This window comes from Streptomyces sp. NPDC090119 (genome assembly GCF_044747085.1).
Lineage (GTDB): Bacteria > Actinomycetota > Actinomycetes > Streptomycetales > Streptomycetaceae > Streptomyces.
Genome location: NZ_JBIVDK010000002.1, coordinates 163,461 through 175,114, shown reverse-complemented (window position 1 = coordinate 175,114; position 11,654 = coordinate 163,461). Strand labels below are relative to the sequence as shown.

At 73.1% G+C, this 11,654-nt stretch carries 11 protein-coding genes; 7 read left to right on the top strand and 4 right to left on the bottom strand.

Annotated features, from left to right (window positions below; all coding sequences use genetic code 11):
- Window positions 1-40: 40 nt before the first annotated feature.
- A complete protein-coding gene (gene hrpB, locus ACIPPM_RS08160) occupies window positions 41-2,560 on the bottom strand; it encodes an ATP-dependent helicase HrpB (RefSeq protein WP_401444569.1) in 2,520 nt (839 codons plus the stop codon).
- Window positions 2,561-2,586: 26 nt separating this feature from the next.
- Window positions 2,587-3,408 (bottom strand): class I SAM-dependent methyltransferase, encoded by an 822-nt coding sequence (locus tag ACIPPM_RS08155; RefSeq protein ID WP_401444567.1) that lies wholly within the window; start codon window positions 3,406-3,408, stop codon window positions 2,587-2,589.
- Window positions 3,409-3,794: 386 nt separating this feature from the next.
- On the opposite strand from ACIPPM_RS08155, the gene rpsA reads away from it, so the two are divergent.
- From rpsA to ACIPPM_RS08135, 4 genes are all read left to right on the top strand, one after another.
- Window positions 3,795-5,300 (top strand): 30S ribosomal protein S1, encoded by a 1,506-nt coding sequence (gene rpsA / locus ACIPPM_RS08150; RefSeq protein WP_401444565.1) that lies wholly within the window; start codon window positions 3,795-3,797, stop codon window positions 5,298-5,300.
- Between the two features lie 223 nt (window positions 5,301-5,523).
- Window positions 5,524-6,462, top strand: a complete 939-nt coding sequence (locus ACIPPM_RS08145) for a PAC2 family protein (RefSeq protein WP_401444562.1) — start codon at window positions 5,524-5,526, stop codon at window positions 6,460-6,462.
- Between the two features lie 31 nt (window positions 6,463-6,493).
- Complete coding sequence (gene coaE / locus ACIPPM_RS08140) at window positions 6,494-7,111, top strand: dephospho-CoA kinase (RefSeq protein ID WP_401444559.1); 618 nt, start codon at window positions 6,494-6,496, stop codon at window positions 7,109-7,111.
- Window positions 7,112-7,161: 50 nt separating this feature from the next.
- On the top strand, window positions 7,162-7,542 hold the full coding sequence (locus ACIPPM_RS08135; protein ID WP_388992158.1) for a tetratricopeptide repeat protein: 381 nt from the start codon (window positions 7,162-7,164) through the stop codon (window positions 7,540-7,542).
- Window positions 7,543-7,552: 10 nt separating this feature from the next.
- Here the strand turns inward: ACIPPM_RS08135 and ACIPPM_RS08130 are convergent, their stop codons facing one another.
- Window positions 7,553-7,879 carry a DUF6343 family protein gene (locus ACIPPM_RS08130; protein ID WP_401444555.1) on the bottom strand — a complete coding sequence of 109 codons (327 nt, stop codon included), beginning with the start codon at window positions 7,877-7,879 and terminating at the stop codon, window positions 7,553-7,555.
- 128 nt (window positions 7,880-8,007) lie between these two features.
- On the opposite strand from ACIPPM_RS08130, the gene ACIPPM_RS08125 reads away from it, so the two are divergent.
- Window positions 8,008-8,691 (top strand): class I SAM-dependent methyltransferase, encoded by a 684-nt coding sequence (locus ACIPPM_RS08125; RefSeq protein ID WP_401444552.1) that lies wholly within the window; start codon window positions 8,008-8,010, stop codon window positions 8,689-8,691.
- 32 nt (window positions 8,692-8,723) lie between these two features.
- On the opposite strand, the gene ACIPPM_RS08120 is transcribed toward ACIPPM_RS08125, so the two are convergent.
- Entirely contained in the window at window positions 8,724-9,275 is a 552-nt protein-coding gene (locus tag ACIPPM_RS08120; RefSeq protein WP_401444550.1) for an RNA-binding S4 domain-containing protein, read from the bottom strand.
- A gap of 134 nt (window positions 9,276-9,409) precedes the next feature.
- On the opposite strand from ACIPPM_RS08120, the gene ACIPPM_RS08115 reads away from it, so the two are divergent.
- Together ACIPPM_RS08115 and ACIPPM_RS08110 are read left to right on the top strand one after the other, a co-directional pair.
- Complete coding sequence (locus ACIPPM_RS08115) at window positions 9,410-10,930, top strand: YfcC family protein (RefSeq protein WP_401444547.1); 1,521 nt, start codon at window positions 9,410-9,412, stop codon at window positions 10,928-10,930.
- A 24-nt stretch (window positions 10,931-10,954) separates the two neighbouring features.
- The gene (locus ACIPPM_RS08110; protein ID WP_401444544.1) at window positions 10,955-11,653 is read left to right on the top strand and encodes a uracil-DNA glycosylase; all 699 of its coding nucleotides are present in this window, start codon (window positions 10,955-10,957) and stop codon (window positions 11,651-11,653) included.
- Window position 11,654: the final 1 nt, after the last annotated feature.

The window sequence follows — 11,654 nt, the reverse complement described above, 5'->3', positions numbered from 1 at the left end:
GGCCGTTCACCGCCTGAGGCCGTTCACCGCCTGAGGTCGTTCACCGCCTGAGCCGGGCCGTCGTGTGGCGGGTCGGCTCGGCGGTGGCCGGGTCCTCCGGCCAGGGGTGCTTCGGATACCGCCCGCGCAGCTCGGCCCGGACCGCCCGGTAGCCGTCCCGCCAGAACGAGGCGAGGTCCGCCGTCACGGCGGCGGGCCGCCCGGCGGGCGACAGCAGATGCACCAGCAGCGGCACCCCGGCCACCTCCGGGGTCTGCCGCAGCCCGAACATCTCCTGCAACTTCACCGCCAGCACCGGCCGTTCGGGGTCCGCGTAGTCGACCCGGACCCGCGATCCGCTCGGTACGGCGATCCGCTCGGGCGCCAGCTCGTCCAGCCGGGCCGCCTCCCCGCCCGCCCACGGCAACAGCCGCGCGAGCGCCTGCCCGGCATCGATCCGCCCCAGGTCCGCCCGGCGTCGCGCCCGGCCCAACTCCGGCTCCAGCCAGGCGTCCACGCGGGCGAGCAGCGCCTCGTCCGACACGTCCGGCCACGGCTCCCCGAGCCGCTCCCGCAGGAACGCCAGCCGCTGCCGCAGGAGTTGGGCGTGCTCCGACCAGCGCAGCAGCCCCAGCCCGTCCCGGGCCAGCCCGTCGAGCAGCGCGGCCCGCACCCGTTCGGGGTCGGCGTCCCGGATCGGCCGCACGGCCAGCTCGACGGCCCCCAGCCGCTCGACCCGCCGCGCCACGACGTCCCCGTCCGCCCAGCCCACCTCGTCCCGCTCCGTGAGCAGCGGGGCGGCGGCCGCCCGCGCGACGTCCTCCCGCACGGCGGCCCCGAGCCGCACCCGCCCGTGCCCCTTCCCCACCGGCCGGTCGGCCACGGCCACCACGATCCAGGGCGCCCCGCGCAGCGCCGACCCTTCCGCCAACTCGACCCGCGTCCCGGACACCATCAGATACGAGCCCCCGTCCAGCCGGGCCACCCGCTCGGGGAAGGCGAGAGCGGCAACCCGCCCCACGGTGGCGTCGTCGCCGGGGCCCGGGTGCCGACCGGTCGGGGCGCGCGTGCCGGACGCGGCCGGTCGGGCGTCGCCGCCCGACACCCCCCGCAGCCGCCGCACCTCCGCCTTCCACCGCCCCGCGTACGCGTCGCCGCCCCGACGGGCCCGGCGCAGCGCGGCGGCGAGGTCGTCGCCGTACTCACGCGGCACCTCCTCCGACAACAGGGCGACGGTTTCCGCGGCGCTCTCCGGGGCGTCCAGGAGGGCGCGGCCCAGGCGCGGGTGCACACCCAGGCGGGACAGGCGGGTGCCCCGGCGCGTGGCCCGGCCGGACGGCTCGACCGCGCCCACCGCGGTCAGGACGTCCCGCGCCGCCGCCATCGCCCCGGCGGGCGGCGCGTCCAGCAGGGCCAGGCCCGTGGCGTCCGGGTCGCCCCAGCAGGCGGCCTGGAGGGCGAAGGCGGTCAGGTCGGCGACCTTGATCTCCGGGGCCGGGAAGGCGGCCAGCCGGGTGTCCTCGGCCTCGGCCCAGCACCGGTACACCGCGCCGGGCGCCTCCCGTCCGGCCCGGCCCGCGCGCTGGGCACCGGCCGCGCGGGACGCCCGTACCGTCGCCAGGCCGCTCAAGCCCCGCGCGTGGTCCACGCGGGGCTCCCGTGCCAGGCCCGAGTCGACCACGACGCGGACACCCGGCACCGTCAGGGAGGACTCGGCCACCGAGGTCGCCAGGACCACGCGGCGCCGTTCGCCGGGGGAGAGCACCGCGTCCTGCACGGCGGCCGGGGCCCGGCCGTGCACCTGGAGCACATCGACGCCCGGCAGCTGTCCCAACCGCCCGGCCACGCGGGCGATCTCGCCCACACCGGGCAGGAAGCACAGCACGTCACCGGTGCGCTCGGCCAGCGCCCGCCGCACCACCGAGGCCACGTGCGCGAGCAGCTCCGGGTCCACCCGCATGCCGTGCGGCGGCCGTACCGGACGCGTCGGCGGCGCCCACACCACGTCCACCGGATGCGACACCCCGGCCGCCTCCACCACCGGCGCGCCGCCGAGCAGCCGGGACCAGCCCTGCGCGTCGGTGGTCGCGGAGGCGGCCACCAGGCGCAGGTCGGGCCGCAGGGTCCCCCGTACGTCCCAGAGGAAGGCGGCCGCCGTGTCCGCGTCCAGATGCCGCTCATGGCACTCGTCGAGCACCACCACGTCCGTGCCCGCCAGTTCCTGGTCCCGCTGGAGCCGCTGAAGGAGGACACCGGTGGTCACGACCTCCACACGGGTATGGGGGCCAACCACACGTTCGCCGCGCACCGTGTGGCCGACGCTGACACCCGGCTGCTCGCCGAGCAGCCACGCCATGCGCCGGGCGGCGGCCCTGGCCGCGATCCGCCGGGGTTCGGCCACCACGACCCGCCGCGCGGGACCCCCGCCGACCAGCCCGGCCAGCACCAGCGGCACCAGTGTCGTCTTGCCGGTGCCGGGCGGCGCCACCAGCACGGCGGTGCCCCGCCCGTCCAGCGCGGCGGTCAGGTCGGGCAGGGCGGAGCGCACGGGCAGCGCGGCGAGGGCGTCGTCACGGATCACGCCCCCAGTGTCGTACGCCGGGCTCGTCAGTCCCGTTCGCAGACGAAGATCGCGGTGCCGGGGATCAGGTTGCCGCGCAGCGGGGACCAGCCGCCCCACTCGGAGGTGTTCCAGGCCGGCCACTCCGGCTCCACCAGGTCCACCAGCCGGAAACCGGAGGCCGCGATGTCCCGCACCCGGTCACCGATGGTGCGGTGGTGCTCCACATAGACGGCGCGCCCATCGTCGTCCTGCTCCACATAGGGAGTGCGGTCGAAGTAGGACGCCGCCACCGACAGACCCTCCGGGCCCGGCTCGTCCGGGAACGCCCAGCGGATCGGATGCGTCACCGAGAACACCATCCGGCCGCCCGGCCGCAGCACCCGGCGCACCTCGCGCAGCACCAGCCGGGGATCGGCGACGAACGGCAGCGCGCCGTACGCCGAGCACACCAGGTCGAAGGAGGCGTCCGCGAAGGGCAGCGCGCCCGCGTCGGCGCACACCAGCGGGAACTCCGATCCGATGCGCAGCGCGTGCTGGAGCTGCCGGTGGGAGAGGTCGAGCGCGACCGGACGGGCTCCCTGGGCGGCCAGCCAGCGCGCGCACTGCGCCGCGCCCGCGCCGATCTCCAGGACGTCCCGGCCCTTCAGCTCCTCGGCCGGACCGAGCAGCTCGGCCTCCACCTCGTCCAGGCCCTCCGGGCACCACACGAAGCGGTCGTCACCGAGGAAGGTGCCGTGCTCGACCTGGTACTCGTCCGCGTTGCGGTCCCACCAGCCCCGGTTGGCGCTGCTGCTCTCCGCGACCCCCGCGTCACGGCGGGTCGCTTCCGGCTCGGATTCTTCCGGCCCCTCGGGCTCGTGTCCCACAGACTCTTGGATGATCGGCTCCCTCGTCGTACTCTTCCGTCCAACCGGCTCCCGGACGAGTGTCACGGAAGGGATCGCACGGTCACGAGTGCCCAGTTGGGACGATTCCCGCGCCGGGTATGCGGTGATCCGTCCGCGCTGTGCGCCTTCGCGCATTGACCCTGCCCGGCTGCCCCCGTATGCTACAAGTTGCGCTGCGGGCCTGCGCACCTCAGACGTAGCAGGTCGCGCTCGCATCTGTATGTATCCCTCGGTTCTCGAGGCGCCACCGGGCACCCGGTGCTCAAGTGGCGCTTCCTTGGCTGTCCGGCATCTGCAGAGCGAAACCGGCTCCCGGCGTAAGCAGTACCTACGACTTCAATGTCCGTACCGGAGCCCTTTCCCACATGACGAGCAGCACCGAGACCACCGCCACCACCCCGCAGGTTGCGGTCAACGACATCGGTAACGAGGAAGCCTTCCTCGCCGCGATCGACGAGACGATCAAGTACTTCAACGACGGCGACATCGTCGACGGCGTCATCGTGAAGGTCGACCGGGACGAGGTCCTGCTCGACATCGGTTACAAGACCGAAGGCGTCATCCCGAGCCGCGAGCTCTCGATCAAGCACGACGTCGACCCGAACGAGGTCGTCAAGGTCGGCGACGAGATCGAGGCCCTGGTCCTCCAGAAGGAGGACAAGGAAGGCCGCCTGATCCTCTCGAAGAAGCGCGCCCAGTACGAGCGCGCCTGGGGCACCATCGAGAAGATCAAGGAAGAGGACGGGATCGTCACCGGCACCGTCATCGAGGTCGTCAAGGGTGGTCTCATCCTCGACATCGGCCTCCGTGGCTTCCTGCCGGCCTCTCTCGTCGAGATGCGCCGCGTCCGCGACCTCCAGCCCTACGTGGGCAAGGAGCTCGAGGCGAAGATCATCGAGCTGGACAAGAACCGCAACAACGTGGTCCTGTCCCGCCGTGCCTGGCTGGAGCAGACCCAGTCCGAGGTTCGCCAGACGTTCCTCACGACCCTGCAGAAGGGTCAGGTCCGCTCCGGCGTGGTCTCCTCGATCGTCAACTTCGGTGCCTTCGTGGACCTGGGTGGCGTCGACGGTCTCGTGCACGTCTCCGAGCTGTCCTGGAAGCACATCGACCACCCGTCCGAGGTTGTCGAGGTCGGCCAGGAAGTCACCGTCGAGGTCCTCGACGTCGACATGGACCGCGAGCGTGTCTCCCTGTCGCTGAAGGCGACCCAGGAGGACCCGTGGCAGCAGTTCGCCCGTACGCACCAGATCGGTCAGGTCGTCCCGGGTAAGGTCACCAAGCTCGTTCCGTTCGGTGCGTTCGTCCGCGTGGACGAGGGCATCGAGGGTCTGGTCCACATCTCCGAGCTGGCCGAGCGCCACGTGGAGATCCCGGAGCAGGTCGTCCAGGTCAACGACGAGATCTTCGTCAAGGTCATCGACATCGACCTCGAGCGTCGCCGCATCAGCCTCTCGCTGAAGCAGGCCAACGAGGCGTTCGGCGCCGACCCGGCCTCGGTCGAGTTCGACCCGACCCTGTACGGCATGGCCGCGTCCTACGACGACCAGGGCAACTACATCTACCCCGAGGGCTTCGACCCCGAGACCAACGACTGGCTCGAGGGCTACGAGACCCAGCGCGAGGCGTGGGAGGGCCAGTACGCCGAGGCGCAGCAGCGCTTCGAGCAGCACCAGGCCCAGGTCATCAAGTCCCGCGAGGCGGACGAGAAGGCCGCTGCCGAGGGCGTCGACACCCCGGGTGCGGCTCCGGCCGCGTCCGGTGGCGGCGGCGGTTCGTACTCCTCCGAGGGTGCGGACACCTCCGGTGCCCTGGCTTCGGACGAGGCGCTTGCCGCGCTGCGCGAGAAGCTGGCGGGCGGCCAGAGCTGAGCGCTCACCGCTGAGGTTTAGCCGGTAGTAAGGCTGAGGGACTCGTACCTTTCGAGGTGCGGGTCCCTCAGGCGTTTCTGGTGCGTCGTCAGGTGACTGGCCGTGGGGGTTGAGCGCGCAGTTCCCCGCGCCCCTTCACGGCCGGACCCGGTTTTGGTGATCTTGGGAATGGGGGCGGGTGCCCTGGTGTTGGAGGAATTGGACACTAGGAGGGGCGGTCATCGTGGTTGATCCGCAGGGTTTGTTCGCTTGGGAGCCGAAGGGGCTCGCCGTGGTCGACATGGCGTTGGCCCAGGAGTCGGCCGGGCTGGTCATGCTCTACCACTTCGACGGATACATCGACGCGGGCGAGACGGGCGACCAGATCGTCGAGCGCGTTCTCGACACGCTGCCGCACCAGGTCGTGGCCCGCTTCGACCACGACCGGCTGGTCGACTACCGGGCCCGCCGCCCGTTGCTGACCTTCCAGCGGGACAGCTGGACCGACTACGAGGTGCCCGCTATCGAGGTGCGCCTCGTGCAGGACGCCACCGGTGCCCCGTTCCTGGTGCTGTCCGGACCCGAACCGGACGTGGAGTGGGAGCGGTTCGCGCTCGCCGTGCAGCAGATCGTCGAGCGGCTCGGCGTCCGGCTGTCCGTCAACTTCCACGGCATCCCGATGGGCGTGCCGCACACCCGCCCCGTGGGCCTCACCCCGCACGGCAACCGTGTCGACCTGGTCCCCGGCCACCGCAGCCCCTTCGAGGAGGCCCAGGTGCCGGGCAGTGCCGCCGCGCTGCTGGAGTACCGGCTCACCGAGGCCGGGCACGACGTCCTCGGTGTCGCCGCGCACGTCCCGCACTACCTCGCCCGGTCCGCCTACCCGGACGCGGCACTGACCGTGCTGGAGGCGATCACCGGCGCCACCGGCCTGGTGCTGCCCGGCGTCGCCCACGGTCTGCGCACCGAGGCCCACCGCACGCAGACGGAGATCGACCGGCAGATCCGCGAGGGCGACGAGGAACTGACCTCGCTGATCCAGGGCCTGGAGCACCAGTACGACGCGGCGGCCGGGGCGGAGACCCGCGGCAACATGCTCGCCGAGCCCGTCGAGATCCCCTCCGCCGACGAGATCGGCCGCGAGTTCGAGCGGTTCCTCGCGGAGCGGGAGGGCGAGGCGTAGGCCCCGCCGGTCAGGCCTTAAGCTGCCCCGCATGTTGAAAGTGGGGCTGACCGGCGGCATCGGGGCCGGTAAGAGTGAGGTGTCGGGGCTGCTCGTGGAGCACGGGGCCGTGCTGGTCGACGCCGACCGGATCGCGCGGGAGGTCGTGGCGCCGGGAACGCCGGGGCTGGCGGCCGTGGTGGAGGCGTTCGGGCCGGAGATCCTCGCCGAGGACGGCTCGCTGGACCGGCCCCGGCTCGGCTCCATCGTCTTCGCCGACCCCGAGAAGCTGGCCGTCCTCAACGCGATCGTGCACCCCCTGGTGGGCGAGCGGTCCCGTGAACTGGAGAGCGCCGCGAGCGCCGACGCCGTGGTCCTGCACGACGTACCGCTCCTCACCGAGAACGGGCTGGCGCCGCTGTACGACCTGGTCGTGGTCGTGGACGCGAGCACCGAGACCCAGCTCGACCGGCTGGTCCGGCTGCGCGGGATGTCGGACGACGACGCCCGCGCCCGGATGGCCGCCCAGGCGAGCCGCGAGCAGCGCCGCGAGATCGCCGACATCGTGATCGACAACGACGTGCCGCTGGACGCGCTCCGGAAGCGGGTCGCGGAGGTCTGGGCCGAGCTGACGCGGCTCGCGGCCTCGCGGAGCGGTGGCGCGGAATAGCCCTTGGGCTCCGAGGCGTTGGAACGGCGAAGTGAGGGAAGGACTTCGCCGTGCCCGAGATCAATGGTTCCGCCGGACGTACGCCGGAGACGGATGTCATCGACTTCCGCGCAGCCGAGCATCTGCTCGACGCGCGGGACCCCCGAGGCGCGGTGAAGCTGCTCGACGAAGTGATCGCCGCCCACCCCGAGAACACCGCCGCCCGGCTGCTGCGAGCGCGCGCCTTCTTCGCCGCCGCGCAACTGCGGCCCGCCGAGCTCGAGTTCACCGTGGTGCTGGAGCGCGAGCCGGACAACGCCTTCGCCCACTTCGCACTGGGCCGCACCTATGAGCGCCAGGGCCGCCCCGCTCAGGCCCGGCGTCACTTCCGGCTGGCCGCCGCGCTGGACCCCAACCCGGACTATCTCCGGGCGGCCCGCTTCGACTCCTGAGCCCCGTCCGTCAGGGGTGATGGTGCCGGGGCGCCGGCAGGCGGGGGAATCCGCGCCGCCGCCCGGGCCGTACCGGAGGCGCGTCGCGCACCGGCTCGTACGGGGGTACGTCGCGGCCGGGCTGGTAGTGCGGGCCCTGGCGCAGATGGCGGACGACCAGGACCAGGTCGGTGGTGACCACCAGCCACAGCACGGCGCACGCCACCGCCCAGCCGGTCCGCCCGGTGAGGGCGAAGGCCACCGTGCCGAAGACGGTCCAGGCGAGTCCCCACAAGCTCAGCCACAACCGCGCCCGCAGCGCACTGCGCGCGGTCGCCGGTTCACTGCCGGTACGCATCCGATCACCGCCTCTCTGGCAACGTACTCCGGTTCCCGAGACGGTGTGAATTGACTCGAACGAGTGATTCGGGGCGGGACGGGAACGGCTGAGCGAAGATCGTCCGTTGTTCCGGCATGACGGTCGAGATGCGTGAAGGACATCAGGGCACGGGCCCCGGAGCGATCACCCCGGACGGCTGTGCGGTCGAGCTGTACACCCGCTTCCCACCGGGCGACGAACCGGATGTCATCGCCGCGGCGGTGCCTGCCGGGGCGCACATCCTGGAGCTGGGCAGCGGTGCGGGCCGGATCACCCGCCCCTTGTCGGAGCGCGGCTTCCGGGTGACCGCGGTGGACGAGTCCGCCGAGATGCTGGAGCGGGTGCGCGGGGCGGAGCGCACCATACGCACGCCGATCGAGGACCTGGACCTGGGCGAGCGGTTCGACGTGGTTCTGCTCGGCTCGTTCCTGGTCCACACCGCCGACCCGCGGCTGCGCCAGGACCTGCTCGACACCTGCGCCCGGCATGTGGCCCCGGACGGCTGCGTGCTCATCCAGCGGGAGGGGGCGGACTACCACGAGAACATTCCGCGGGAACGCGTCGACCCCCGCGGCTTCACCGTCCGGATCGCCTCGGCGGAGCCGGTGGGCGACGGGGTGTACTCGGTCCGGGCCGAGTACACGTTCCCCGACGCCCACTGGACCCAGACGTTCCGGAGCCGCCCTCTGACGAAGGAACAGTTCGAGGTCGCGCTCGGCGAGGCGGGGCTGCGCGTGGACGCTGAGCTGACCGACGACGGGACGTGGGTGCGGGCGGTGCCGGAGGGCTGAGGGCGCTCGGCGGGGTGCCGGGGTCGGGCGGCTCAGCGGCCCGGCCGACGCCTGCCGGTGTCCGGGGCGTCGGCAGCACCGGGGGCGTCCGGGGCGCCCAGGCCCCGCAGACGTTCCAGTTCGCGGCGGTCCCGCTTGGTGGGGCGGCCGGTGCCCCGGTCGCGGATGCCGACGGGGGCCACCGCCTCACGGGGCGGCGGAGGAGGCGAGTTGTCGATGTAGCACTGCGCGGCCACCGGGGCGCCGACCCGCTTGCGGATCAGCCGCTTGACGATCACGACGAGCTCCCGGCCCTCGTGCCGCAGCCGCACCTCGTCGCCGATCCGCACGGAGTACGCGGGCTTCACCCGCTCGCCGTTCACCTGGACATGGCCGCCCCGGCACGCGGTCGCGCCCAGCGAACGCGTCTTCACGAGCCGCACGGCCCAGACCCAGCTGTCGATCCGCACCGTCTCCCCGGCGCCGAGCCCGGCGGCCTCGGCGGCGGCCACCGCGGCGGCGGTACCGGGGTCGGGCGCCGGTGCCTCGGGGGCGGCGGCGTCCTGGGTGCCGTCGGCGTCCGGGTCCTGCGAAGCGAGTGCCATGCAGCCGACCCTAACGCTCCGCCACGCCGCGCCGGTACGGCGTTTCCCACCACTCCCACGCCCCGCCCCGGATGCGGCCCGCCCGCGCACCCCGGAGGCTGTTGCCGAGATCGCGCCGGGAGCGAGGAGGGGACATGGAGACGGAGGCCGAGGTCGAGGAGCCGCCCCGGCACCGGCGGACGTTCACCTTCCCCAGCGCGCTCACCGTCCTCGCCGTCGTCACGATCGCCGTCTGGCTGCTCGCCTTCCTCATCCCGCCGGGCCAGTACGACCGGGACGCGTCCGGCGCCCCGGTGCAGGGGACGTACCACCGGGTCTCCTCCGGGGAGTCCTTCGTCGACCGGCTCAACGATCTCTTCCTGTCGCCGGTCAACGGGCTGTACGGGCTCCGCGACGCGAAGACCGGTCTGGTCGGGCCGGACCTCGCGGGGGAGCTGTACGGCGCGGCGGGGGTGTTCCTGTTCGTGCTGGCCATCGGCGCGTTCATCACCGTCGTGTTCGCCACCGGCGCGCTGGACCGGGGCATCGCCCGGCTGGCCCACCGGCTGCGGGAGCGCGGGGCGCTGCTCATCGCCGGGATCATGGTGGTCTTCTCGGTGCTCGGCACCGTCGAGGGCTTCGCCGAGGAGACCCTCGGCTTCTACGGCCTGATCGTGCCGCTGATGCTGGCCCTCGGCTACGACCGGATGGTGGCCGTCGGCACGATCATCCTCGGCGCCGGCATCGGCGTGCTGTGCTCGACGGTGAACCCCTTCGCCACCGGGGTGGCCTCCTCGGCGGCCGACGTCTCCCTCGGCGACGGCATCGCGCTGCGCTTCGTGATGTGGGTGGTGCTCACGGCGGTGACGGTCGCCTACGTCATCCGGTACGCCCGACGGGTACGGCGGGACCCGGACCGCTCCCTCACCGGCTTCCTGCCCGGCGACCGTGAGCACGCCACCGAGGCGCCGGACGCGGAACCGGAGCTGACCGGGCTGCACCGGGCGGTGCTGGCCACGATGGTCCTGGTCTTCGCGTTCATGATCTTCTCGGTGGTGCCCTGGTCCAGTGCGCTCACCGGAGACGCGGACGCCACCCCGTACGGCTTCGAGCTGGACTGGTCGTTCCCGCAGCTCGCCGCGCTCTTCATCTGCGCGGCCGTGCTGGTCGGGCTGGTGGCGCGGATGGGGGAGCAGCGGCTCAGCTCCACGATCGTGCAGGGCGCGGCCGACTTCATCTCGCCCGCGCTGGTCATCGTGCTGGCCCGCGGCGTCACCGTGATCATGAACAACTCGAAGGTCACCGACACCGTGCTGCACGCCATCGAGGGCGTGGTGCGGGGCACCTCGTCCGGTGTCTTCGCGGTCATCGTGTTCGTGGTGAACCTGCCGCTGGCCTTCCTGATCCCCTCCACCTCGGGCCACGCCACGCTCGCCATGCCGATCCTCGCCCCGCTCGCCGACTTCGCCGGGGTGTCCCGCGCGGTCGTCGTCACCGCCTGGCAGGCGTCCAGCGGCTGGATGAACCTCTGGGTGCCGACCACCGCCGTCGTCATGGGCGGCGTCGCCCTCGCCAAGGTGGGGTACGACAAGTACCTGCGCTTCGTATGGCCGCTGCTGGCCGTGCTGGCGGTGCTGATCTGCGGGTTCGTCGCGCTGGGCGCGGCGTTCACCTGACCGGCCCGGTCTACCGTGAGGGGCATGGACGACAGCGGTGCCCTCGCCCGGCTGGACCGGCGCCTCACCGGGTGCCGGGCCTGCCCGCGCCTGGTGGAGTGGCGCGAGGAGGTGGCCCGTACCAAGCGGGCCGCGTTCGCCGACTGGACGTACTGGGGGCGCCCGGTGCCCGGCTTCGGGCCCGCCGACGCCCGGCTGGCGATCATCGGGCTCGCCCCCGCCGCGCACGGCGGCAACCGCACGGGCCGCATGTTCACCGGCGACCGCTCCGGGGACGTCCTCTACCAGGCCCTGTACGACCTGGGCCTCGCCTCCCAGCCGACCTCGGTCGGCATCGACGACGGGCTGGAGCTGTACGGGGTCCGGGTGACCGCGCCCGTGCACTGCGCGCCGCCCGCCAACAAGCCGACGCCCGGCGAGCGCGACACCTGCCGACCCTGGCTGGTGCGGGAGCTGACGCTGCTAAGGCCGACGCTCCGGGCCGTCGTCGTGCTCGGCGCCTTCGGCTGGCAGGCCGCGCTGCCCGCGCTCACCGAGGCGGGCTGGACCGTACCCCGGCCCCGCCCCGCCTTCGCCCACGGCACCCACGTCCCCCTCGAAGGCGGCCTGGACCTCTACGGCTGCTTCCACGTCAGCCAGCGCAACACCTTCACCGGCCGCCTCACCCCCGAGATGCTCCGGGAGACGCTGGGCACGGCGGCTCGGGCGGCGGGCCTGCGCTAGC

What these genes read in the sequence shown, in the direction of transcription:
- ACIPPM_RS08130 (WP_401444555.1), bottom strand. Translation starts at nt 7,879, where the DNA reads ATGCGTACCGGCAGTGAACCGGCGACCGCGCGCAGTGCGCTGCGGGCG.
- rpsA (WP_401444565.1), top strand. Translation starts at nt 3,795, where the DNA reads ATGACGAGCAGCACCGAGACCACCGCCACCACCCCGCAGGTTGCGGTC.
- coaE (WP_401444559.1), top strand. Translation starts at nt 6,494, where the DNA reads ATGTTGAAAGTGGGGCTGACCGGCGGCATCGGGGCCGGTAAGAGTGAG.
- ACIPPM_RS08125 (WP_401444552.1), top strand. Translation starts at nt 8,008, where the DNA reads ATGCGTGAAGGACATCAGGGCACGGGCCCCGGAGCGATCACCCCGGAC.
- ACIPPM_RS08120 (WP_401444550.1), bottom strand. Translation starts at nt 9,275, where the DNA reads ATGGCACTCGCTTCGCAGGACCCGGACGCCGACGGCACCCAGGACGCC.
- ACIPPM_RS08110 (WP_401444544.1), top strand. Translation starts at nt 10,955, where the DNA reads ATGGACGACAGCGGTGCCCTCGCCCGGCTGGACCGGCGCCTCACCGGG.
- ACIPPM_RS08115 (WP_401444547.1), top strand. Translation starts at nt 9,410, where the DNA reads ATGGAGACGGAGGCCGAGGTCGAGGAGCCGCCCCGGCACCGGCGGACG.